We start from the raw sequence: 21,491 nt of genomic DNA on the forward strand, positions 1-21,491 counted from the left end.
TCTGGACTGGCCCTTTCGCGGGTAAACCCGCTCCTACAGGTGCGCTACTGCTGTCTGTAGGAGCGGGTTTACCCGCGAATGGGCCAGCGTCGATCTCAGAGCGCCTTGTCGGCCCCAGGCCCGATCATCCGCGCCAGCCCCAGGTTCTTCAGGGCCAGTTGCAGCGAGCTGTGGATAACCTGCGGGTTGTCGTGGCTCATGGCCTCGGCCAGCAGCTCCTTGGCCTTGGACATGTTCACCTGGCGCAGCATCCACTTGACCTTGGGCAGGTTGGTCGCGTTCATCGACAGGCTGTCGAAGCCCATCGCCATCAACAGGATCGCCGCCGCCGGATCACCGGCCATTTCACCACAGATACTCACCGGCTTACCTTCGCCATGGGAGTCGCGCACCACGGTATTCAGGGCCTGTAACACCGCCGGGTGCAGGTAGTCGTAAAGGTCGGCGACCCGTGGGTTGTTGCGGTCGACCGCCAGCAGGTACTGGGTCAGGTCGTTGGAGCCGACCGAGAGGAAGTCCACCTGGCGCGCCAGTTCCTTGGTCTGGTAGACCGCCGCGGGGATCTCCACCATCACCCCCACCGGCGGCATCGGCACGTCGGTGCCTTCGTCGCGCACCTCGCCCCAGGCACGGTGGATCAGGTGCAGCGCCTCTTCCAGCTCGTGGATACCGGAGATCATCGGCAGCAGGATGCGCAGGTTGTTCAAGCCCTCGCTGGCCTTGAGCATGGCGCGGGTCTGCACCAGGAAAATTTCCGGGTGGTCGAGGGTGACGCGGATACCGCGCCAGCCGAGGAACGGATTGTCTTCCTTGATCGGGAAGTAGGACAGCGCCTTGTCGCCGCCGATGTCGAGCGTGCGCATAGTCACCGGCAGCGGGTGGAAGGCCGCCAGCTGCTCGCGGTAGATCGCCAACTGCTCCTTCTCGCTGGGGAAGCGCTGATTGATCATGAACGGCACTTCGGTACGGTACAGGCCCACTCCTTCGGCGCCACGCTGCTGGGCACGGGCGACGTCGGCGAGCAGGCCGGTGTTGACCCACAACGGCATGCGGTGGCCATCGGGCGTCACGCAGGGCAGCTCGCGCAGCGCATCCAGGCCCTGGGCCAACTGGCGTTCTTCCTCGACCACTTCGCTGTACTGCTTGCGCAGCACCTCGCTGGGGTTGGTGAACACCTCGCCCTTGTAGCCGTCGACGATCAGTTCGATACCGTCGACCTTGGAGTACGGCAGGTCGACCAGGCCCATGACCGTGGGAATCCCCATGGCCCGGGCGAGGATGGCGACGTGGGAGTTGCCCGAACCCAATACCGAGACCAGGCCGACCAGCTTGCCCTCGGGCACCTCGCCGAGCATGGCCGGGGTCAGCTCCTCGCTGACCAGGATGGTGTTGTCGGCGTACACCAGCGACTGCGAACGGGCTTCCTGCAGGTAGGCGAGCAGGCGGCGGCCGAGGTCCTTGACGTCGGAGGCGCGCTCGCGCAGGTAGTCGTCGTCCATCAGCTCGAAGCGGTTTACGTGCTCGCCCACCACCTGGCGCAGGGCGCCCTGGGCCCATTGGCCGGTCTTGATGACCTCGGTCACCTCGCCACCCAGGGCAGCGTCCTCGAGCATCATCAGATACACATCGAACAGCGCCCGCTCTTCGGGGCGCAGCTGGGTGGCCAGCTTGGCCGACAGCTTGCGCATGTCGGCGCGCACGCCTTCGAGGGCGTTCTGGAACAACCTGAGTTCGCCGTCGATGTCCTCGACGGTCTTGTCCGGCACCACTTCCAGGTCGGCCGGCGGCAGCATGACCACGGCGCGACCCACTGCAGCCCCCGGCGAACCCGGCACGCCGACGAAGCGCGCTTCCTGGATGCCCTTGCCCTGGCGGCCCAGGCCGCGGATGGAACCGGTGGCCTCGGCGTGGGCGATGACCCCGGCGAGCTGGGCGCTCATGGTGACGAGGAACGCCTCCTCGCCTTCGTCGAACTGACGGCGCTCCTTCTGCTGGATGACCAAGACCCCGACCACGCGGCGGTGGTGGATGATCGGCGCGCCCAGGAAGGAGGCGAAGCGCTCTTCACCGGTCTCGGCGAAGTAGCGATAACGCGGGTGGTCGGCGGCGTTTTCCAGGTTCAGTGGCTCTTCCCGGGTACCGACCAGGCCGACCAGGCCTTCGTTGGGGGCCATGCTGACCTTGCCGATGGACCGCTTGTTCAAGCCTTCGGTGGCCATCAGCACGAAGCGGTTGGACTCCGGATCGAGCAGGTAGACCGAGCAGACCTGGCTGCCCATGGCCTCCTTCACGCGCAAGACAATGATCCCCAACGCCGTCTTGAGATCTTTGGCGGAGTTCACTTCCTGGACGATCTTGCGCAGCGTATTGAGCATGGCTCGGGGTCGAACTCCGTCGTCAGTCGCGCGTCAGCAGACGCGGTGCAAGCTCTTTCAGGGCGCGGCGGTACACTTCACGCTTGAATGTCACCACCTGGCCCAGCGGGTACCAATAACTGACCCAGCGCCAGCCGTCGAACTCGGGCTTGCCGGTCAGGTCCATCCGCACCCGCTGTTCGTTGCTCACCAGGCGCAACAGGAACCACTTCTGCTTCTGCCCGATGCACAGCGGTTGGCTGTGGGTACGCACCAGGCGCTGGGGTAAACGATAACGCAACCAGCCGCGGGTGCAGGCAAGAATTTCCACATCGGCGCGTTCAAGGCCAACTTCTTCGTTCAGCTCGCGGTACAGGGCATCTTCCGGCGTCTCGTCAGGGTTGATACCACCCTGGGGGAACTGCCAGGCATCCTGGTTGATCCGTCGAGCCCATAGCACCTGCCCGGCATCATTCGTAAGAATGATCCCAACATTGGGGCGAAAACCATCCGGGTCGATCACGGCAGCAACCTCGCAAACGCATGTCACCGCATTGTTCCACAAAGCCTGCGAGCGCAGCAACGCGCCCGCCAAGCTTATGTGCAGCGAGGTGAAAACTCCGTATTCTGCGGGCCTATCCCGTAGCTGATGCGAGTGACCGCGATGCGCCTGGCTTTATTCGATCTGGACAATACCCTCCTCGGTGGCGACAGCGACCATGCCTGGGGCGACTACCTGTGCGAACGCGGCATCCTTGACCCGATCGCCTACAAGCGGCGCAACGACGCTTTCTACCAGGACTACCTGAACGGTACCCTCGACCTGCAGGCCTACCTGGCCTTTTCCATGGAAATCCTCGCCGCGACCGAGCCTGCGCAACTCGACGAGTGGCACCGCGACTTCATGCGCGACTGCATCGAGCCGATCGTCCTGCCCAAGGCCCTGGCCTTGCTGCAACGCCACCGCGAAGCCGGCGACCAACTGCTGATCATCACCGCCACCAACCGCTTCGTCACCGCTCCCATCGCCCGCCGCCTGGGCGTACGTACCCTGCTGGCGACCGAGTGCGAGCAGGTGGACGGCCGCTATACCGGGCGTAGTACCGATATACCGTGCTTCCGTGAAGGCAAGGTGACGAGGCTGGAGCGTTGGATGATGGAGAACGGCTTCGACCTGGAGGACAGCTACTTCTATAGCGACTCGATGAACGATCTACCGCTGTTGCAGCGGGTGGCGCATCCGGTGGCGGTGGATCCCGACCCGAACTTGCGCGCCGAGGCGGAGCGGCGGGGGTGGCCGGTGGTTTCCCTGCGCGAATGAGTCACTCCTGATCTGGCCCCTTCGCGGGGCAAGCCCGCTCCCACAGAGGCATCACAGGCCTGAGCCCTGTGCAAGACCTGTGGGAGCGGGCTTGCCCCGCGAAGGGGCCGGCATCAACAACACCAACCTGTCAGACCGGCTTGGCCCCCATCAGCCCGGCGATCGACAGGAAACAAACCCCACTGAACACCGCCAATGCCAAGGTAAACCGCAGCCCCACCACCTCCGCCTTGCGCAGCCGGTTCAGCCGCGCCACCAGCCACCACACGGCAAACGCGCCAACGGTATAAATGATGCTGGAAGCCAGCACCCAGGTCTGCCCCAGCGGCCAGCCAACCAGGTGCACCAGCCACCAGCCACTGAATGGCATGCTCACCAGGCACACGCCCATCAGCAGCCAGACGAACACCAGCGGCCGGCGCAGCAGCTTGGCATAAGCCTCGGCATCGCCGCGCCGGCGCGCCAGCACTGTCCACACCACCAGCCCTAGGGCGCCCAAAAGCAGGAGGGCGGTGGCGGCGATGTGTACGGCTTTCAGTGTGGTCAGGTGTTCCATGTGCAGGTTGTCCTTGTACGAGCGATCATCAGCCCAAGCTTAGCCGCTTAACCCAGGAACAACCGGTAAGCGGGATTCTCGGTCTCATCCCAGTACGGGTAGCCGATCTTGGCCAGGGCCGCCGGCACCAGGTGGCGCTCGTCTTCCGGCACCTGCAAACCGGCCACCACGCGCCCGTCGGCGGCACCATGGTTGCGGTAGTGGAACATCGAGATGTTCCAGCGCCCGCCCAGCTTGGTCAGGAAGTTGAACAACGCGCCCGGCCGCTCGGGGAACTCGAAGCGCAGCACGATCTCGTCGCTGGCACCTGCCGAGTGGCCGCCGACCATATGCCGGATATGCAGCTTGGCCAGTTCGTTGTCGGTCAGGTCGGCGACCGGGAAGCCCTGGTCGATCAGGTGCTGCACCAGCGCGGCACGCGGGTCGTTCTCGGGGTGGGTCTGCACGCCGACGAAGATGTGCGCCTCGTCGGAGGTATGCTTGCGGTAGTTGAATTCGGTGATCTGGCGCTTGCCGATGGCCTCGCAGAACGCCTTGAAGCTGCCAGGGCGCTCGGGGATGGTCACGGCGATGATCGCCTCGCGTTTCTCGCCCAGCTCGGCCCGCTCGGCCACATGGCGCAGGCGGTCGAAATTGACGTTGGCGCCGGAGTCGATCGCCACCAGAGTCTGCCCGGTCACGCCCTTGAGCTCGACGTACTTCTTGATGCCGGCAACGCCAAGTGCGCCGGCAGGTTCGGTGATCGAGCGGGTATCGTCGTAGATATCCTTGATCGCGGCGCAGATTTCATCGGTGCTGACGGTAATCACCTCATCCACGTAGCGGCGGCAGATGTCGAAGGTGTGCTGGCCGATCTGCGCCACTGCCACACCGTCGGCGAACAGCCCGACCTGCGGCAGAATCACCCGCTCGCCTGCGGCCATCGCCGCCTGCAGGCAGTTGGAATCGTCGGGTTCGACGCCGATCACCTTCACTTCCGGGCGCAGGTACTTCACATAGGCGGCGATACCGGCGATCAGCCCACCGCCACCGACCGGCACGAAGATCGCGTCCAGCTGCCCCGGGTGCTGGCGGAGGATTTCCATGGCCACGGTGCCCTGGCCGGCAATGGTGTGCGGGTCGTCGTAGGGGTGGATGTAGACGTAGCCCTTTTCATCCACCAGCTTCAGCGAATAGGCCAGCGCCTCCGGGAACGAGTCGCCATGCAACACCACCTTGCCGCCCCGCGAACGCACGCCCTCGACCTTGATCTCGGGGGTGGTCTTGGGCATCACGATGGTCGCCTTGATACCCAGCTCGCGGGCCGCCAGGGCCACGCCCTGGGCATGGTTGCCGGCGGATGCGGTGACCACGCCACGGGCCAGTTCCTCGGGGCTCAGTTGCGCCAACTTGTTGTACGCGCCGCGGATCTTGAACGAGAACACCGGCTGCAGGTCCTCGCGCTTGAGCAGCACCTGGTTGCCGAGGCGCTTGCTCAGTTGCCCGGCGCTGTGCAACGGGGTTTCTACCGCAACGTCGTAAACGCGCGAGGTGAGGATCTTCTTGACGTACTGTTCGAGCATCGGGAAAGCATCACTGGGCCGCGGGACAAGGCCTGGAAGTCTACCCCAGCGCTACGTCGGGCGACCACAGCAAAGCCGCGCGAGCCGTTATACTAGCCCCCTTGAAAACCTCCCCCGCCCCTTTCGGAGCCCGCATGACCCAGGACCAACTCAAACAGGCCGTCGCCCAGGCCGCTGTCGACTTCATTCTGCCCAAGCTGGATGAAAAGAGCGTCGTCGGCGTCGGCACCGGTTCGACCGCCAACTTCTTCATCGACGCCCTGGCCCAGCACAAGAGCGCCTTCGACGGCGCGGTCGCCAGCTCCGAGGCCACTGCTGCGCGCCTGAAGGGCCATGGCATCCCGGTCTATGAGCTGAACAGCGTCAACGAGCTGGAGTTCTATGTCGACGGCGCCGACGAAAGCGACGCTCACCTGAACCTGATCAAGGGCGGCGGCGCGGCGCTGACCCGCGAGAAGATCGTCGCGGCAGTGGCCAAGACCTTCATCTGCATCGCCGATGGCAGCAAGCTGGTCCCGGTCCTGGGCGCCTTCCCGCTGCCGGTCGAGGTGATCCCGATGGCCCGCAGCCACGTGGCACGCCAGCTGGTCAAGCTCGGCGGCGACCCTGTGTACCGCGAGGGCGTGCTGACCGACAACGGCAACGTCATCCTCGACGTGCACAACCTGCAGATCACCAACCCGGTGGAGCTCGAGGCGCAGATCAACGCCATCGTCGGCGTGGTCACCAACGGCCTGTTCGCCGCGCGCCCGGCCGACCTGCTGCTGCTGGGCACCTCGGAAGGCGTCAAGAGCCTCAAGGCCGAGTGATATCGATCGTGTGTAGGAGCGCCGCGAGGCCGCTCCTACAACGGCGGCTTGAACACATAGAACAGGTTCGGCTCGCTGACCAGGTAGATGGTCCCGGCCTCGTCCATCGCAATGCCCTCCGCCTGCGGCACCGTCCGCTGCAACCCCTGGAACCCTTTGCGCAGCGATAGGGTACTCAGCGGCCTGCCCTTCACATCCAACTCCAGCACCAGCCGTGATTCATCCGACAGCGCCAGCAGGTGTCCGCTGCGCTCGTCGAACTGCAGGCTGGACAGGTCACGCACGAACAACCGCGCATCGCGCTTACGGTCCTGCACCACATGCACCGCATAGGGTCGCTCGGGGTTTTCGTGGGGGAAGCCGTGTACCTCGTAGATCAGCATCGGGTCGCGCTCCTTGGCCACGAACAGGCGCTTGCCCGCCGAGTCGTAGGCCAGGCCCTCGAAGCCCTTGTTGCCATTGAGGCCGATACCCAGAGTCAGCTGCTCGGCATCGCCGGCATCGAGAAACCGTGTGTCGTCATCCAGCCGCACCCGAATCAACCGCTGCTGGCGCTCGTCGGTGATCACGTAGCTGTTGGCGCCGACATACTCCACCGCCTCGGGGTCGCCGAAGCCGGTCAACGGCACGCGCCGCAGGATGCGACCGTCGAGCGAGAGCTCGATCAGCTCGGGGCGCTTGTTGGTGACGGTGAACAGAGTCTTGCGGTCGGGGTCGTAGGTCAACGCAGAAATATCGGCATCCAGCCCCGCGATGGCCTGCGCCTCGACCACCACTTGGTAGCGGTCCAGCCCGGCCCCCTGCGCCGCGGGCTGCCACCAGGCCTTGAGGTTGAACCAGGCCCGTTCGAACAGGCGAAATTCCTGGGCAGCTACGCCGCCGACCAACAGCAGGCCGGCCAGGCCAAGGATGAACAACGAGCGAGCGGGACGACGCATGGTAGATAGGCCCTACATTGGGAAGGCCCATCTAACCATGCGCAACTGAAATAAATCTTAAAACCCGCGTCTGAAAAAACCGAAGGGCCTACTGGGTTTTCTTGAATCGATAGAACAGGTTGGGTTCACTGACCATGTACAGGTTGCCCTGGTCGTCCACGGCTACGCCTTCGGCGCGCGGAATGGTATCGGAAAGGCCGTTGAAACCGCCGAGCAGGGTCATGAAGCTGACCTGCTGGCCTTGCTCGTCCAGTTCCAACAGCATGTTCGAGTCGGCCGACAGCAGCAGCAGGTGGCCAGTACGCGGATCGACGTTCAACGCCGAGAGGTTGCGCAGGTCGAGCTCGTCGTTGGCCAGTGCTTGCTTGTCGCCAGTGAGCGGGCTGCGGCCATCGGTGCTCCAGGTGAACAGCCGTGGCGGGCGTTCCTCGCCGATCACCAGGCGCTTGCGCTGGGCATCCCAGGCCGCGGCCTCGAAGCCCTTGTTGCTCTTGACCGACTCACCCAGGTCGTAACTTTTGAAATCTGCGCGATTGAGCGTGGAGGTGGTGGCGTCGACCTTGACCAGGGTCAGATCGTGGTGCCGCTCGTCGACGATGGCCAGTTGGTCGTCCTCCAGTACTGCCACGCCTTCGGGGTTTTCCCAGCCCACCAGGGGGATCTTGCGCAGCATGTCGCCGTCCAGGCTGAGCTCCACCAGGAACGGGTTCTTGCCCATCACCGCGAACAGCGTCCGGGTACGCGGGTTGAACGCCAGGTCCGAGGCTTCGTCGTCCTCATCGCCAAAGGCCTTGCCGTCGATGTCCACCCGGTACGCCGGCAGCCACACGCTCTCGCGCTGTTCACCCTTGCTCTCGAAGTGTTCCTTGACCCACAGCACGCCTCGGTCGTCCCAGTGCATGGCGATTGCCACGCCATAGGCGATCACCGCCACGACGGCCAGGGTGAAGGGCCAGCGCAGAAAAAAACGGCGCTTGGTGGTTACCGGGGCACTTGAGGGCATGCAGAGTTCCTAGACATGGGCGTAGATCCGCGCATTATCCAGAAAAGGTGTGAAAAAAACGCCAAATCCTACCGATACACGGGCCCGTAGGAGCGGCCTTGCGCCGCGAAGGGCCGCAAAGCGGCCCCAGCAATGTCCGCGATCGACAGAGCGGCTTGACTCAGAGCACCTGGCTTTCGAAGCGGCTGACACCTGGCAGCTCCAGCACCAGCTTGTCGCCGACATTGAACGCGCCAACGCCTGCCGGCGTACCGGTCAGGATCACGTCGCCGGCCTGCAGCGAGAAATGCGCGGCCATGTACTGGATCATCGGCACGATCGGGTTGAGCATCATCGCGCTGTTGCCATCCTGGCGAACCTCGCCGTTGATGGTCAGGCGCACCGGGATGTCGGTGACGTCCTCGAAGCTGGCAGCGCTGACGAACGGCGGCAGCACACAAGCGCCGTCGAAGCTCTTGGCCAGTTCCCACGGCAGGCCTTTCTCCTTGAGTTTGCTCTGTACGTCGCGCAGGGTCAGGTCCAGAGCCGGGGCATAGCCGGAAATGGCATCGAGCACTTCTTCCTCGGTGGCCTTGGAGGACAGCGGCTTGCCCAGCAGCACGGCGATTTCCGCCTCGTAGTGCACCGAACCACGCTCGGTCGGGATCTTGAACCCGCCTTCCAGCGGCACCACGCAACTGCCAGGCTTGATGAACAGCAGCGGCTCGCTGGGGATGGGGTTGTTCAGTTCCTTGGCATGCTCGGCATAGTTGCGGCCAATGCAGACCACCTTGCCGATCGGAAAGTGGATGCGCGTGCCGTCTACGTACTGATGCTGGTAACTCATGGCCGACTCCTTTGGTACTGCTTTTATACGGGAGCGAAGATCTTACCCGGATTCATGATGCCGTTAGGGTCGAACACGGCCTTTATCGCCTTCATGCAGGCAATTTCCTCGGCCGAGCGGCTGTAGTGCAGGTAGTCGCGCTTGGTCATGCCCACGCCGTGCTCGGCGGAGATGGAGCCGTTGTAGCGCTCGACGATCTCGAACACCCACTTGTTGACCTTGGTGCACGAGGCGAAGAAGTCATCCTTGCTCATGTGCTCGGGTTTGAGGATGTTCAGGTGCAGGTTGCCGTCACCGATATGGCCATACCAGACCACCTCGTAGTCCGGGTAATGCTCGCTGACGATGGCGTCGATGTCGCGCAGGAACGCCGGCACCTTGGAAACGGTGACGGAGATGTCGTTCTTGTAGGGTGTCCAGTGGGAGATGGTCTCGGACAGGTACTCGCGCAGCTTCCACAGGTTCTTCAGCTGGGTCTCGCTCTGGCTCATCACCCCATCCAGCACCCAGCCCTGCGCCACGCAGTGCTCGAAGGTGGCCAGCGCCTCGTTGGCCACGTCTTCGTTGCTGGCCTCGAATTCGAGCAGGGCATAGAACGGGCAGGCGGTCTCGAACGGCGCCGGCACATCGCCGCGCGCCATGATCTTGGCCAGGCCCTTGTCGGAAAAGAACTCGAACGCTGTGAGGTCGAGGCGGCCCTGGAAGGCGTGCAGCACCGGCATGATCGAGTCGAAATCAGGCGTGCCCAGCACCATCGCGGTCAGGTTGCGCGGGGCGCGGTCCAGGCGCATGGTCGCCTCGACGACGAAGCCCAGGGTGCCCTCGGCACCGATGAACAACTGGCGCAGGTCGTAGCCGGTGGCGTTCTTGATCAGGTCCTTGTTCAATTCCAGCAGTTCACCCTTGCCGGTCACCACCTTCAGGCCGGCCACCCAGTTGCGGGTCATGCCGTAGCGGATCACCTTGATGCCACCGGCATTGGTGCCGATGTTGCCGCCGATCTGGCTGGAACCACTCGAGGCGAAATCCACCGGGTAGTAGAGGCCCTGCTCCTCGGCGAATGCCTGCAACTGGCGGGTGATGACGCCCGGCTGGCAGACCACGGTGCGGTCGAAGGCATCGAAGTCAAGGATGCGGTTCATAAGGTCGAAGGAAACCACCACCTCGCCGTTGGCCGCCACGGCCCCCGCCGAGAGACCGGTGCGCCCGCCGGACGGCACCAGGGCCACCTGATGGCGATTGGCCCAGGCGACGATCGCCTGCACCTGCTCGATGCTGCGCGGCAGCACGATGGCCGACGGCGCTGGCGGGTAATGCTTGGTCCAATCCTTGCCGTAGGCTTCCAGTGACGCGGCGTCGGTCAGGACCTTGCCAGGGTCTACAAGGGTCATCAGCTCATCAATTACCGCGGGGTGGGTCATCGCAGGAACTCTCGACTTATTCATAGTCACCCTGAGCACTCTTCACCTGTCGGGATAAGCTCAGATTGTGTCGCGTATGCTAGCATAGCCCTCCCGCTGTTCATGCTAAGGCAGCCCCCGCCTAGCACCAGTCCTCGCCATTTTTTCTCCGGGATACAGGTTTACGCAGATGAGCAAGACTTCTCTCGACAAGAGCAAGATCCGGTTCCTTCTTCTTGAAGGTGTGCACCAGAACGCGGTCGATACCCTCAAGGCCGCCGGCTACACCAACATCGAATACCTCACTGGTTCGTTGCCGGAAGCCGAGCTGAAGGAAAAGATCGCCGATGCCCACTTCATCGGCATCCGCTCGCGCACCCAACTGACCGAAGAGATCTTCGACTGTGCGAAGAAACTGGTAGCCGTCGGCTGCTTCTGCATCGGCACCAACCAGGTCGACCTGGAAGCTGCCCGCGAGCGCGGTATCGCCGTGTTCAACGCGCCATACTCCAACACCCGCTCGGTCGCCGAGCTGGTACTGGCCGAAGCCATCCTGCTGCTGCGCGGCATCCCTGAGAAAAACGCCTCCTGCCACCGTGGCGGCTGGATCAAGAGCGCGGCCAACTCGTTCGAGATCCGCGGCAAGAAGCTCGGCATCGTCGGCTACGGCTCGATCGGGACCCAGCTGTCGGTCCTGGCCGAGAACCTGGGCATGCAGGTGTACTTCTACGACCCGCTGACCAAGCTGCCGCTGGGCAACGCGGTACAGGTCACCAGCCTGAACGAACTGCTCGGCCTGGCCGACATCGTCTCGCTGCACGTGCCTGAGCTGCCGTCCACCCAGTGGATGATCGGCGAGAAGGAAATCCGCGCGATGAAGAAAGGCGCGATCCTGATCAACGCCGCCCGTGGCACCGTGGTCGAGCTGGACCACCTGGCCGCCGCGATCAAGGACAAGCGCCTGATCGGCGCCGCCATCGACGTGTTCCCGGTCGAGCCACGTTCCAACGACGAAGAGTTCGAAAGCCCGCTGCGCGGCCTGGACAACGTGATCCTGACCCCGCACATCGGTGGCTCCACCGCCGAGGCCCAAGCCAACATCGGCCTGGAAGTGGCCGAGAAGCTGGTCAAGTACAGCGACAATGGTACTTCGGTATCGTCGGTCAACTTCCCGGAAGTCGCCCTGCCGGCGCACCCGGGCAAGCACCGTCTGCTGCACATCCACGAGAACATCCCGGGCGTGCTCAGCGAGATCAACAAGGTCTTCGCCGAAAACGGTATCAACATCTCCGGTCAGTTCCTGCAGACCAACGAGAAAGTCGGTTACGTGGTGATCGACGTCGATGCCGAGTACTCGGACCTGGCGCAAGAGAAGCTGCAACACGTAAAGGGCACCATCCGCTCGCGCGTACTGTTCTGAGCTTGATGGCTGCATGAAGAGGGAGGCCCTGGTGGCCTCCCTTTTTTTGCCTGCAGAATCGGTGTCGCCCGCTCCCACCGGTACTGCACAGCCCTTGAAGATTGTGCCCACCCTGTGGGAGCGGGCTTGCCCGCGAAAAATCCAGCGGTTATTTCACGTCGACAGTGATCTTCTTCGACTCGACGCTCGGCTTGAACGGCACGTGGTACTGGTCGCCCAGCACCAGCTGCAAGGTATGCTTGCCCGGCGTCAGGGTGATGCTGGTCTCGGTCTGCGCCTTGCCGAAGTGCAGTACCTGCGGGCCCGCCGGCAGCGCCGTACCGGCCTCCGGCATCAGGCTGGTCGGCAGTGGCATGTCGGCCACAGGCTCCTTGTCCACGTCCACCAGCAGGTGGTGATGGCCGGTGTGCGGGGTCTGGTCACCGGCCGGCTTGAGTTGCATGCCCTCGATGCCGAACTTGACGGTGAAGGTCTTCTCGACCGTGGCGCCGTCGGCGGGGGAGACGATGACGACCTTGGCATCCTTGGGCGGCTCCTGGCTTTTCAGGGCATCCGCAGCGCTGGCCATCAGCGAAGCTCCCATCAGCAAACCGGCTACGGCAGCACGCGAAAATAGGCTGTTCATTCACTTCTCCTGTCATCCGTTTATTGACCGCAGCCGGTACGAGAGCGGCTTCGGTTGTTCACCATAGCCCACACGAAGAAATATTTCAGTTAGGGTTAAACATCGCCGAGGCTGCAATGTCTCAGGCTGCGCTCGACCGCGACGAGGAATAAAGACGCGGCGAAGTTATTCATCTGCAAAGGACAAGGGGCACTCATGCGTTCGACCATTGGCGTACTGTTGGCAGTACTGGTCACTCCACTGGCCCAGGCCGAACTGATAGACGAAATCGCCGATCGCGGCGAATTGCGCATTGCCGTACAGGCCGACAATGCGCCGTATACCTTCAAGGAAAACGACCACCTGACCGGTTTCGAGGTCGAGCTCGGCCAGGCGCTTGCCAAGGAACTGGACCTGCGCGCCGAGTTCATCGAGGCACCTGCCGGCGAGGCGCTGGAAGGGGTGGAGAACGGCAAGTACGACATCAGCCTGAACCAGGCCAAGGGCAAGCCCGGCGAGCAGTTGGACGTGAGTCAGCCCTACAGCACCCAGCAGCTGGTGATTCCGTTCCAGAAGGACAACCCGGCGTTCGAAAGCGCGGTCAACAATGCCCTGCAACGCATCAAGGATGACGGGCGCATGGCCGCGCTGGAGCAGAAGTGGCTCAAAGGCGCCCAAGAGGCGGCAGCCCTGCCAGCGCCTGCTGCGCTTGCTCCAGCTCCAGCTCGCTGAACACCAGCACCCCCTCGCGGCGCAGCAACGCCGTGGTCACCCCCTCCCCCGGCACCTTCACCCCGCTGAAGCTGCCGTCATAGGTCAGGCGGTTGCCGCACGAGGGGCTGCCAGCCTTCAACACCGCCACCCGGATGCCATGCTGGCGCACCAGCGCCAGGGCCTGCCGGGCACCGGCGAGAAACGCAGCGCTGACATCCTCACCGCCCACCGTCACTACCCTGGCCGCCCCGTCGAGTACCTCGCCGCCCTGGCCGCCGGGAATTTCCGCGGGCGGCCGTGGGGTCGGCAGGCCGCCAGCCACCTCGGGGCACAACGGCACCACCCGGCCTTCGGCCTGCCACCGCTGCAACAGGTCGGGGTGGCCGCTGGCGCGACCGTCATAGCGCACCGGCTGGCCCAGCAGGCAGGCGCTGACCAGTACCTTGGGCAGGTCAGAACGGGTCATTGCCACGGCGCCGGAACCAACCGGTCAACGACAGTCGCTCGCGCCCGGCAGGCAGCACCTCGTGGGGAATCTCGCCAGACAGGAACACCGCCAGGCAGCCGGCCTGCGGCTGCACGTCGTAAGCCTCGTCGCCGGCCAGGAACATGCGCAGCTGGCCGCCGTCCTCGGGCTGCCAGTCTTCGTTGAGGTAGAACACCGCCGAAACCATGCGCCGGTCATCGTCGCGGAAGCGATCCAGGTGGCGGCGATAGAACGCCCCAGGCGGGTACAGGGCGAAATGGCACTCGAAATCCTCGAGACCGAGGAATAGCCCTTGGTTGATGGCCTGGCGCAGCGCGTCCATGGCCTCCAGGTACTGGTCGCAGGCCTCGGCCTGGCCGGGGTCGATCCACTGGATCTGGTCGCCGCGAATCGCCTCGCGCACCTCCTGGGCGGGCCCGCGGCCAACCCCGGCAGGGTTGAGCTCGCCATCGGCGTAGCGACGACGGCATTCGGCCGCCAGAGTGCGCGCCAGGGCCGCAGGCAGGAACAGCGCCTGCTGGGACCAGCCACGGGTGGCCAGGTCATCGACCACGGCCGACAGCATCGGGTTTTCAAGGGAGGTGTGCATGGCGCGCATCATATCCATTCGCCCTGCACTCGCACAGCGCCACTTGGCCGAGAAGCGTTTCGGTATCTCGACAAACCGGCGCCGAGCCACGGACAATAGCCTCCTGCCGACAGGAGTCCTGAATGCGCCGTCTGTTTTCCCTGCTTCTGCTGATGATCTGCACCATGCCTGTCTGGGCAGACACCCTCGACCAGCTGTACAAGGCCGCCGGCTGGCCCGACCAGCGCGCCCACTTCAGCGATGCGCTGGGCGCGGCCCAGCAGCGCTATCGCAACAGCTTGCCGCCGGCGGTCTACCAGGCGCTGGTCAGCAACAGCAACCAACGCTTCCAGGCCCAGGCCATGGACCGCCGCGCCCAGGCGCAGCTGCGCGCCACCCTGCCCGACCCCGCGCCGGCCCTGGCCTTCTTCCAGTCGCCCCTGGGGCGCAAGATCGTCGCCGCCGAGCTGCTGGCAACGCGCAAGGACCAACTGGCCAAGAACGCCAAGGGCCTGCCCAAGATCGAAGCCAGCGACAACCGCCTGCTGGTCATCGGCCACCTGGCCCAGGCCCTGCCGGCGCGCGAAGCCGGGGCCGAGGTCAGCCTGGCCATCGCCGGCGTGGCCGCCGACAGCCTCAGCTCGATGCTTCCCGGGTTGTTTGGCGGCGGCCAGGCCCAGGGCCTGCTCGATGGCCAGCGCCAGCGTCTGATGCAGCAGATAGGCGAAGACCTCGACAACACCTTGTTGTATGTCTACCGCGACCTGTCCGACGCCGAGCTGGAAGAATTCGCCACCTTCGCCGAGTCGCCGGAGGGCAAGGCCTACTACCAGGCCGCGGTGGCCGCGGTGCGCGCCGGCCTGGCGGTTGGCCAGAGCGCGGCCGACCTCAAGTAGTCAGCCCAGACGCTGGTCGAGGAACTCGAAGTACCGCTGGCGGATGCCTGGCAGCTCGTTGGCCAGGTGATGACGCGCCTCGGGCAGCATGAGGATCTGCGGTTCGTCGAACTTGGCCTTGAGTACCTCCAGGTTATACGGCCAATCCACCGTACCATCGGCCTCACCCTGCACGATCAATGGTCGCCGGGCGCTGTGCGGGGCGGCCTGGATGCGCGTGACCCAGGCCATCAAGGCCCCCACCCAGGCCGTCGGCAGGCGCCGTGGTTGCAAGGGGTCGGCTTCGAGAAACGGCAGGAAGGCCGGGTCGTTGGTGTTTTCGCTGAAGCGCCGCTCGATGCCTTTGACGAAGTGGCGCAACACCCGGTAACTGAGCTTCGACCACTTCCAGGCACGGGGGCGTACCAGCGGTGCCAGGAGGATCACCTGGCCGTCGATTGGGCTCTGCGCGCCCTTGTGCAGCAAATGGTCGACGGCGATGGCGCCACCGGTGCTCTGCCCACAGAGGTGCCATGGGCGCGGCAAGGCCAGAGCACCAGCCTGTTCGAACAAGGCATCGAGCACCTGCTGGTATTGGCCAAAGTCACTGATGCTGGCGCGCTCGCCACTGGACAGCCCGTGGCCCGGCAGGTCGCAGCTGATCACCGCGTAACCGCGCGCCAACGCCCAGGCGATCACATGCCGGTAGAGGCCCATGTGGTCGTAGTAGCCATGCAGCAGGAACAACGTCGCGCTCGCCTGCTCCGGGAGCCAGACCTGCCCGACCACGTCGAACCCCGCTACCTGGAACCGGCCCAGCCAGCTCTGCGCAGGCAGGTCGAGGCCGTAGAACTGCTGATAGGCCCGCGCCTGCTCGTTCAGCGGCTGGCGCGCGGCGAGAGGCGCCAGGCTGGCGCGCAGGAGGTCTGGGTGAAAAGCAGCGGGCATCAGGCAAATCCACAATGCAACGAGAATTGAGTGCGATAGGATATCACCGCTCCCCTGCAGGAAACGTCGTGAAGATCGCCATCATCAAACCCCTATGCACAGCCGTTGCCGTGACGTTCTGCGCCGCCATTCTCTGGCAGGCCTACAGCAGTTTCCAGGCCCGTTACCTGCGCCCGTTCGAAAGCCAGGCCACGCTGTTCGACGGCAGCCAGCTACGCCTGCCCAGCGAACTGGCCGGGCCGGGGCCGATTCGCGTGGTGCATCTGTGGGACCCGGCCTGCCCGTGCAATGTCGGCAACCAGCAGCACCTGGGCGAACTGGTGGAGCATTTCGCAAGCAAGGGCGTTACCTTCCATGTGCTGCAAAAGCCTGGCAGCCACGGCCAGCTCCCAGCCAACCTGGCCACCCTGCACGCCATCGCCAGCCTGCCCGGCAGCGAGCACCTGCCCGCCTCACCCGCCGTGGCCATCTGGGATCGCCAGGGTAGGCTCGCCTACTTCGGCCCCTACAGCGAAGGCGCGGTGTGCAACGCCAGCAACAGCTTCGTCGAACCGATCATCAAGGCGTTGCTCGACGGGCGCCCGGTCCATGCCTCCAACACCCTGGCCGTGGGCTGTTATTGCCCCTGGGCCGGGGCGATGCGGTAGGAAGTTTCTGTTTTTATCTGAGCCAAGGGGACAGGCCCGGCGAAGGACTATGCTGCTTGCGCCAAGCCACTGAAACTCGGCCCCTGGTCATGGCGATCGAATACACAAGGAGTCTCGATGAAACGCAGCCTTACCCTGTTGGCGGTGCTGGTGGTCGTGGCCGCTGGCGTTAGCGGCTACTGGTACGTGCATGGCAAGCTGCCGGAGCGCGATGGCGAAGTCGCGATCGCCGGGCTGCAAGCGCCGGTCAGCGTGCGCTACGACGCCCGAGGCGTGCCGCACCTGCAGGCGCGTAACCAACAGGACCTGTACCGTGCCCTGGGCTACGTGCATGCCCAGGACCGCCTGTTCCAGATGGAAATCGTCCGCCGCCTGGCACGAGGCGAGCTGGCCGAGGTGCTGGGCAGCAAGCTGGTACCCAGCGACACCTTGTTCCGCAGCCTGCGCATTCGCGAGCAGGCGGCGGCGATGGTCCGCCGCCAGTCCCCCGACAGCCCCGCCTGGCAGGCCCTGCAAGCCTACCTCGAAGGTATCAACAGCTGGCAGGCCAGCCATCCCAAGCCCGTCGAATTCGACCTGATCGGCATCACGCCCCGACCGTTCACCGCCGAAGACACCCTGAGCGTCGCCGGCTACCTGGCCTACAGCTTCGCTGCGGCGTTTCGCACCGAGCCTGCGCTGACCTACGTGCGTGACCAGCTCGGCCCCGACTACCTGAAGATATTCGACCTCGACTGGCAGCCCCAAGGCCAGCTCGCCACGCCATTGGCCGCCGCCGACTGGCAAAGCCTCGAAGCCATCGCCCGGGTCAGCCATGATGCCCTGCAAGCAGCCGGCATCCCGCCATTCGAAGGCAGCAACGCCTGGGTGGTTGCCGGCAGCCGCACGCGCAGCGGCAGGCCCCTGCTGGCGGGCGACCCGCATATCGGCTTCGCCGTGCCAGCCGTGTGGTACGAAGCCGAGCTGTCGGCACCGGATTTCAACCTGTACGGCTACTTCCAGGCGCTCAACCCGTTCGCCCTGCTCGGCCACAACCGCGACTTCGGCTGGAGCCTGACCATGTTCCAGAACGACGACGTCGACCTCATCGCGGAACGGAGCAACCCAGCCAACCCCGATCAGGTGTGGGTGCATGGCCAGTGGCAGACGCTGGAAAAGACCGAGCAGACCATCGCCGTCAAAGGCGAGGCGCCGGTCACCCTCACCCTGCGCCGCTCGCCCCACGGCCCGATCGTCAACTCAGTGCTCGGCGCCACCGCTGGCAGCGCCCCACTGGCCATGTGGTGGGCGTTTCTGGAAACCGAAAACCCGGTGCTCGAAGGCTTCTACCAGATCAACCGCGCCGACACCTTGGCGAAGATGCGCGACGCTGCCGCGAAGGTCCAGGCACCGGGGCTCAACCTGGTCTGGGCCAATGCCCGGGGCGACATCGGCTGGTGGGCGGCGGCGAAGCTGCCGATTCGCCCGGACGGGGTCGATCCGACGTTCATCCTCGACGGCAGCAGCGCCGCGGCCGACAAGCTCGGTTTCTACCCCTTCAGCGTCAACCCGCAGCAGGAAAACCCCGCCAGCGGCTATATCGTCTCGGCCAACTACCAACCGCCCGCAGTGGTGCCCATCCCCGGCTACTACAACCTGCCCGACCGTGGCCGCCAGCTGGACCGACACCTGGCCGACCCGCAGGTGAAGTGGGACACCCAGAACAGCCAGGCGCTGCAGCTCGATACCCGTACCGACTATGGCCCGCGTACCCTGGCGCCCCTGTTGGCGACCTTGCGTGCCATCGCCGAAGGCGACGAGGAAAAGGAACTGGTCGAGCAGCTCGCGGCCTGGCGCGGCGACTACCCGCTGGACTCCACCAGCGCCACGCTGTTCAACCAGTTCCTCTATGAACTGGCCTACGCCGCCCTGCATGACGAGCTCGGCGACACCTGGTTCCCGGTGCTGCTCGGCACCCGCGCCATCGATGCCGCGCTGCCGCGCCTGGCGGCCGATGCCCAGTCGCCCTGGTGGAACCTGCGTGGCGCCAGCGAGCGCACCGACCGTACCGCCATCGTGCGCGTGGCCTGGCGCAAGAGCCTGGAGCACCTGCGCGCCACCCTCGGCAGCGACCCGGACAGCTGGCAATGGGGCAAGGCGCATACCCTCACTCACAACCATCCCCTGGGTATCCAGAAGCCACTGAACCTGCTGTTCAACGTTGGCCCGTTCCCCGCGCCCGGCAGCCACGAAGTACCGAACAACTTCTCGGCGAAGATCGGCCCGGCGCCCTGGGCCGTGAACTACGGCCCCTCCACCCGGCGCCTGATCGACTTCGCCGATGCCGGCCAGGCACTCACCGCCAACCCCGTCGGGCAGAGCGGCGTGCCGTTCGACAAGCACTACTCGGACCAGGCCGAGGGCTACATCCAGGGGCAGTACCAGCATGCGCAGATGGGAGTGATTCCAGCCCAGAGCACCCTGCGCCTGGTACCCGCCCACTAGGCCATCCACCCGACCTTTCCACGATCGAGACCAGTCCATGCAAAAACACTTCATCGAAATCGACGGCGCACGCATGAGCTACGTCGACCAGGGCCAGGGCTTCCCGGTGCTGCTCGGCCACAGCTACTTGTGGTCGGCCGAGATGTGGCGCCCACAGGTCGAGGCCCTGTCGCAGCATTTTCGCGTCATCGTGCCTGAGCTCTGGGGCCACGGCGATTCCGACGCGCCGCCCGCCACCACCACCGACATGAGCGCCCTGGCCCGGCAGCACCTGGCCTTGCTCGACGCGCTGGACATCCCCCAGTGCCACCTGGTCGGCCTGTCGGTGGGTGGCATGTGGGGGGCACAGCTGGCCCTCGAACATCCGCAACGGGTCGACCGCCTGGTGCTGATGGACACCTACCTCGGCGCCGAACCGGAGGCGACCCGGCTGAAGTATTTCGGCTTGCTGGATGCGGCAAGCGCGGCAGGGTTCTTCCCGGAGCCGTTGCTGGATATCGTCGTGCCGATCTTCTTCCATGCCGGCCGGCAGACGGTGCCGGAGGTGCGTGACAGCTTCCGTGCCGCACTGAAGGCCAGCAGCGCCGAGGTGATTCGCCAGAGCCTCGACCCGATGGGCCGGGTGATTTTTGGCCGCCCCGACTTGCTGGAGCGCCTGTCCGGACTGGAGGCCAGGCGCACCATCGTGATATGCGGCGACCAAGACATTCCAAGGCCGCCCGAGGAGTCGAACGAAATGGCCCGGATCATTGGCTGCCTGGCGGCGCAGATTCCATGCGCCGGGCATATCTCCAGCCTGGAGAACCCGCAAGTGATCAACGACTTCCTGCTCGATTGGCTACCCCGTAACGCATGAGCGTGCCGCACTGAAACTTTCCGTGCGCACGCGCCTCAAACAGGCTCACCTGCGTGATTGCAAGGCCATCAACCAACAAGGACGATAATGATGAACCATGCCTGCCTGAATGATCCAAGCGAACAACTGTTGTGGCTGCTGGCCCTGCGCCGGGCGCTGGGTAGCCAGCGATGACCGGGGCCTGAGAGGGTCTCTGCGCACACAAAAACGCCGACGCATTTGCGTCGGCGTTTTCACGATAGACGTTTAACCGATCAGAACGCCGGCAGTACCGCACCGTGGTACTTCTCGGCGATGAACGCCTTCACTTCCGGGCTGGTCAGGGCCTTGGCCAGTTTCTGGATGGCTTCGCTGTCCTTGTTGTCCGGACGGGCCACCAGGAAGTTCACGTAGGGCGAATCGCTGCCCTCGATCACCAGGGCATCCTTGGCCGGGTTCAGGCCGGCTTCCAGGGCGTAGTTGGTGTTGATCATGTCCAGGTCGACCTGGTCCAGCACGCGCGGCAGCATGGCCGACTCCAGCTCGCGGAACTTCAGCTTCTTCGGGTTCTCGGCGATGTCCTTGGGCGTAGCCAGGGCGTTCTTCGGATCCTTCAGGGTGATCAGGCCCGCCTTCTGCAGCAGCAGCAAAGCACGGCCGCTGTTGCTGCCCTCGTTGGGGATGGCCACGGTCGCACCTTCCTCCAGCGCATCCAGGCTCTTGACCTTCTTCGAGTAGCCACCGAACGGCTCGACGTGCACGCCGACAACGGTCTCCAGGTGGGTGCCCTTGCCTTCGTTGAAGTTCTGCAGGTAAGGCAGGGTCTGGAAGTAGTTGGCGTCCAGGCGCTTCTGGTCGACCTGCACGTTCGGCTGCACGTAGTCGGTGAAGACCTTGATCTGCAGGTCGACCCCTTCCTTGGCCAGGGTCGGCTTGATCAGCTCGAGGATTTCGGCATGCGGTACCGGGGTGGCAGCTACAACCAGTTTCTCGGCGGCAGAGGCCCAGCCCGCAAACGACAGGGTGGCGGCCAGGGCAGTGGTCAGCAGGGTCTTCTTCATCGGGGTCTCTTACTCGAACTGGGGCCATCGTCGATGGCGAAGTCAGGGTGCCCGCGGCAGGCCGGCGGGCGTGAGGCGG

Annotated in this window: 21 protein-coding genes; 8 read left to right on the plus strand and 13 right to left on the minus strand. The window is 64.7% G+C overall.

The annotated features are described in order from the left end of the window. Nucleotides 1–95: 95 nt before the first annotated feature. Both ptsP and IAE37_RS07810 read right to left on the minus strand, forming a co-directional pair. The gene (ptsP, locus tag IAE37_RS07805; RefSeq protein ID WP_201171854.1) at nt 96–2,375 is read right to left on the minus strand and encodes a phosphoenolpyruvate--protein phosphotransferase; all 2,280 of its coding nucleotides are present in this window, start codon (nt 2,373–2,375) and stop codon (nt 96–98) included. Nucleotides 2,376–2,397: 22 nt separating this feature from the next. Next, nucleotides 2,398–2,877 carry an RNA pyrophosphohydrolase gene (locus tag IAE37_RS07810; protein WP_201171855.1) on the minus strand — a complete coding sequence of 160 codons (480 nt, stop codon included), beginning with the start codon at nt 2,875–2,877 and terminating at the stop codon, nt 2,398–2,400. A gap of 141 nt (nt 2,878–3,018) precedes the next feature. Between IAE37_RS07810 and IAE37_RS07815 the strand changes: the two genes are divergently transcribed. Then, nucleotides 3,019–3,675 (plus strand): HAD family hydrolase, encoded by a 657-nt coding sequence (locus tag IAE37_RS07815; protein WP_201171857.1) that lies wholly within the window; start codon nt 3,019–3,021, stop codon nt 3,673–3,675. A gap of 130 nt (nt 3,676–3,805) precedes the next feature. Here the strand turns inward: IAE37_RS07815 and IAE37_RS07820 are convergent, their stop codons facing one another. Continuing rightward, nucleotides 3,806–4,231 carry a DUF2269 family protein gene (locus IAE37_RS07820; RefSeq protein ID WP_201171859.1) on the minus strand — a complete coding sequence of 142 codons (426 nt, stop codon included), beginning with the start codon at nt 4,229–4,231 and terminating at the stop codon, nt 3,806–3,808. A gap of 47 nt (nt 4,232–4,278) precedes the next feature. Beyond that, the gene (gene ilvA, locus IAE37_RS07825) at nt 4,279–5,793 is read right to left on the minus strand and encodes a threonine ammonia-lyase, biosynthetic (RefSeq protein ID WP_201171861.1); all 1,515 of its coding nucleotides are present in this window, start codon (nt 5,791–5,793) and stop codon (nt 4,279–4,281) included. Nucleotides 5,794–5,927: 134 nt separating this feature from the next. Here ilvA and rpiA point away from each other — a divergent pair, with 134 nt between their 5' ends. Further along, on the plus strand, nt 5,928–6,602 hold the full coding sequence (gene rpiA / locus IAE37_RS07830) for a ribose-5-phosphate isomerase RpiA (protein ID WP_201171864.1): 675 nt from the start codon (nt 5,928–5,930) through the stop codon (nt 6,600–6,602). A gap of 35 nt (nt 6,603–6,637) precedes the next feature. On the opposite strand, the gene IAE37_RS07835 is transcribed toward rpiA, so the two are convergent. The 4 genes from IAE37_RS07835 to IAE37_RS07850 form a co-directional block, all read right to left on the minus strand. Then, the gene (locus tag IAE37_RS07835) at nt 6,638–7,540 is read right to left on the minus strand and encodes an SdiA-regulated domain-containing protein (RefSeq protein ID WP_201171868.1); all 903 of its coding nucleotides are present in this window, start codon (nt 7,538–7,540) and stop codon (nt 6,638–6,640) included. Between the two features lie 88 nt (nt 7,541–7,628). After that, complete coding sequence (locus IAE37_RS07840) at nt 7,629–8,543, minus strand: SdiA-regulated domain-containing protein (protein WP_201171871.1); 915 nt, start codon at nt 8,541–8,543, stop codon at nt 7,629–7,631. Nucleotides 8,544–8,703: 160 nt separating this feature from the next. Beyond that, on the minus strand, nt 8,704–9,369 hold the full coding sequence (locus IAE37_RS07845) for a fumarylacetoacetate hydrolase family protein (RefSeq protein WP_201171873.1): 666 nt from the start codon (nt 9,367–9,369) through the stop codon (nt 8,704–8,706). A gap of 23 nt (nt 9,370–9,392) precedes the next feature. Next, nucleotides 9,393–10,790 carry an FAD-binding oxidoreductase gene (locus IAE37_RS07850; RefSeq protein ID WP_201171876.1) on the minus strand — a complete coding sequence of 466 codons (1,398 nt, stop codon included), beginning with the start codon at nt 10,788–10,790 and terminating at the stop codon, nt 9,393–9,395. Between the two features lie 169 nt (nt 10,791–10,959). Here IAE37_RS07850 and serA point away from each other — a divergent pair, with 169 nt between their 5' ends. Beyond that, nucleotides 10,960–12,189, plus strand: a complete 1,230-nt coding sequence (gene serA / locus IAE37_RS07855; RefSeq protein WP_201171879.1) for a phosphoglycerate dehydrogenase — start codon at nt 10,960–10,962, stop codon at nt 12,187–12,189. Between the two features lie 148 nt (nt 12,190–12,337). Here serA and IAE37_RS07860 read toward each other — a convergent pair whose 3' ends face one another. Further along, complete coding sequence (locus IAE37_RS07860) at nt 12,338–12,814, minus strand: DUF4399 domain-containing protein (RefSeq protein ID WP_201171882.1); 477 nt, start codon at nt 12,812–12,814, stop codon at nt 12,338–12,340. Between the two features lie 195 nt (nt 12,815–13,009). On the opposite strand from IAE37_RS07860, the gene IAE37_RS07865 reads away from it, so the two are divergent. Continuing rightward, entirely contained in the window at nt 13,010–13,525 is a 516-nt protein-coding gene (locus IAE37_RS07865) for a transporter substrate-binding domain-containing protein (RefSeq protein WP_201171885.1), read from the plus strand. On the opposite strand, the gene IAE37_RS07870 is transcribed toward IAE37_RS07865, so the two are convergent. Together IAE37_RS07870 and IAE37_RS07875 are read right to left on the minus strand one after the other, a co-directional pair. Next, nucleotides 13,458–13,973: a DUF523 domain-containing protein gene (locus tag IAE37_RS07870; protein WP_201171890.1), complete on the minus strand. Its 516-nt coding sequence runs from the start codon at nt 13,971–13,973 to the stop codon at nt 13,458–13,460. The genes IAE37_RS07865 and IAE37_RS07870 overlap by 68 nt on opposite strands. Then, nucleotides 13,960–14,595 carry a 2OG-Fe(II) oxygenase gene (locus tag IAE37_RS07875; RefSeq protein ID WP_201172111.1) on the minus strand — a complete coding sequence of 212 codons (636 nt, stop codon included), beginning with the start codon at nt 14,593–14,595 and terminating at the stop codon, nt 13,960–13,962. The genes IAE37_RS07870 and IAE37_RS07875 overlap by 14 nt, the downstream gene beginning before the upstream one ends. A 110-nt stretch (nt 14,596–14,705) precedes the next feature. On the opposite strand from IAE37_RS07875, the gene IAE37_RS07880 reads away from it, so the two are divergent. After that, nucleotides 14,706–15,458, plus strand: a complete 753-nt coding sequence (locus IAE37_RS07880; RefSeq protein ID WP_201171892.1) for a DUF2059 domain-containing protein — start codon at nt 14,706–14,708, stop codon at nt 15,456–15,458. Here IAE37_RS07880 and IAE37_RS07885 read toward each other — a convergent pair whose 3' ends face one another. Further along, nucleotides 15,459–16,385: an alpha/beta hydrolase gene (locus IAE37_RS07885; RefSeq protein WP_201171893.1), complete on the minus strand. Its 927-nt coding sequence runs from the start codon at nt 16,383–16,385 to the stop codon at nt 15,459–15,461. It abuts the gene before it with no gap. 74 nt (nt 16,386–16,459) lie between these two features. Here IAE37_RS07885 and IAE37_RS07890 point away from each other — a divergent pair, with 74 nt between their 5' ends. From IAE37_RS07890 to IAE37_RS07900, 3 genes are all read left to right on the plus strand, one after another. Beyond that, nucleotides 16,460–17,032: a DUF6436 domain-containing protein gene (locus IAE37_RS07890; RefSeq protein ID WP_442967781.1), complete on the plus strand. Its 573-nt coding sequence runs from the start codon at nt 16,460–16,462 to the stop codon at nt 17,030–17,032. 117 nt (nt 17,033–17,149) lie between these two features. Further along, complete coding sequence (locus IAE37_RS07895; RefSeq protein ID WP_201171895.1) at nt 17,150–19,516, plus strand: penicillin acylase family protein; 2,367 nt, start codon at nt 17,150–17,152, stop codon at nt 19,514–19,516. Nucleotides 19,517–19,553: 37 nt separating this feature from the next. Beyond that, nucleotides 19,554–20,372 (plus strand): alpha/beta fold hydrolase, encoded by an 819-nt coding sequence (locus tag IAE37_RS07900; RefSeq protein WP_201171905.1) that lies wholly within the window; start codon nt 19,554–19,556, stop codon nt 20,370–20,372. A 254-nt stretch (nt 20,373–20,626) separates the two neighbouring features. Here the strand turns inward: IAE37_RS07900 and IAE37_RS07905 are convergent, their stop codons facing one another. Next, entirely contained in the window at nt 20,627–21,412 is a 786-nt protein-coding gene (locus IAE37_RS07905) for a MetQ/NlpA family ABC transporter substrate-binding protein (protein WP_201171908.1), read from the minus strand. Between the last annotated feature and the right edge of the window lie 79 nt (nt 21,413–21,491).

Origin of the sequence: Pseudomonas sp. S31 (assembly GCF_016648105.1) — a bacterium.
GTDB lineage: Bacteria > Pseudomonadota > Gammaproteobacteria > Pseudomonadales > Pseudomonadaceae > Aquipseudomonas.

Excerpts from the sequence above, each read along its gene's own strand:
- IAE37_RS07900 (WP_201171905.1), top strand. The coding sequence starts at position 19,554 with ATGCAAAAACACTTCATCGAAATCGACGGCGCACGCATGAGCTACGTC.
- serA (WP_201171879.1), top strand. The coding sequence starts at position 10,960 with ATGAGCAAGACTTCTCTCGACAAGAGCAAGATCCGGTTCCTTCTTCTT.
- IAE37_RS07815 (WP_201171857.1), top strand. The coding sequence starts at position 3,019 with ATGCGCCTGGCTTTATTCGATCTGGACAATACCCTCCTCGGTGGCGAC.
- ilvA (WP_201171861.1), bottom strand. The coding sequence starts at position 5,793 with ATGCTCGAACAGTACGTCAAGAAGATCCTCACCTCGCGCGTTTACGAC.
- IAE37_RS07880 (WP_201171892.1), top strand. The coding sequence starts at position 14,706 with ATGCGCCGTCTGTTTTCCCTGCTTCTGCTGATGATCTGCACCATGCCT.
- IAE37_RS07860 (WP_201171882.1), bottom strand. The coding sequence starts at position 12,814 with ATGAACAGCCTATTTTCGCGTGCTGCCGTAGCCGGTTTGCTGATGGGA.
- IAE37_RS07875 (WP_201172111.1), bottom strand. The coding sequence starts at position 14,595 with ATGATGCGCGCCATGCACACCTCCCTTGAAAACCCGATGCTGTCGGCC.
- IAE37_RS07865 (WP_201171885.1), top strand. The coding sequence starts at position 13,010 with ATGCGTTCGACCATTGGCGTACTGTTGGCAGTACTGGTCACTCCACTG.
- IAE37_RS07895 (WP_201171895.1), top strand. The coding sequence starts at position 17,150 with ATGAAACGCAGCCTTACCCTGTTGGCGGTGCTGGTGGTCGTGGCCGCT.
- IAE37_RS07840 (WP_201171871.1), bottom strand. The coding sequence starts at position 8,543 with ATGCCCTCAAGTGCCCCGGTAACCACCAAGCGCCGTTTTTTTCTGCGC.
- rpiA (WP_201171864.1), top strand. The coding sequence starts at position 5,928 with ATGACCCAGGACCAACTCAAACAGGCCGTCGCCCAGGCCGCTGTCGAC.
- IAE37_RS07850 (WP_201171876.1), bottom strand. The coding sequence starts at position 10,790 with ATGACCCACCCCGCGGTAATTGATGAGCTGATGACCCTTGTAGACCCT.
- IAE37_RS07820 (WP_201171859.1), bottom strand. The coding sequence starts at position 4,231 with ATGGAACACCTGACCACACTGAAAGCCGTACACATCGCCGCCACCGCC.
- IAE37_RS07870 (WP_201171890.1), bottom strand. The coding sequence starts at position 13,973 with ATGACCCGTTCTGACCTGCCCAAGGTACTGGTCAGCGCCTGCCTGCTG.
- ptsP (WP_201171854.1), bottom strand. The coding sequence starts at position 2,375 with ATGCTCAATACGCTGCGCAAGATCGTCCAGGAAGTGAACTCCGCCAAA.
- IAE37_RS07905 (WP_201171908.1), bottom strand. The coding sequence starts at position 21,412 with ATGAAGAAGACCCTGCTGACCACTGCCCTGGCCGCCACCCTGTCGTTT.
- IAE37_RS07835 (WP_201171868.1), bottom strand. The coding sequence starts at position 7,540 with ATGCGTCGTCCCGCTCGCTCGTTGTTCATCCTTGGCCTGGCCGGCCTG.
- IAE37_RS07845 (WP_201171873.1), bottom strand. The coding sequence starts at position 9,369 with ATGAGTTACCAGCATCAGTACGTAGACGGCACGCGCATCCACTTTCCG.
- IAE37_RS07885 (WP_201171893.1), bottom strand. The coding sequence starts at position 16,385 with ATGCCCGCTGCTTTTCACCCAGACCTCCTGCGCGCCAGCCTGGCGCCT.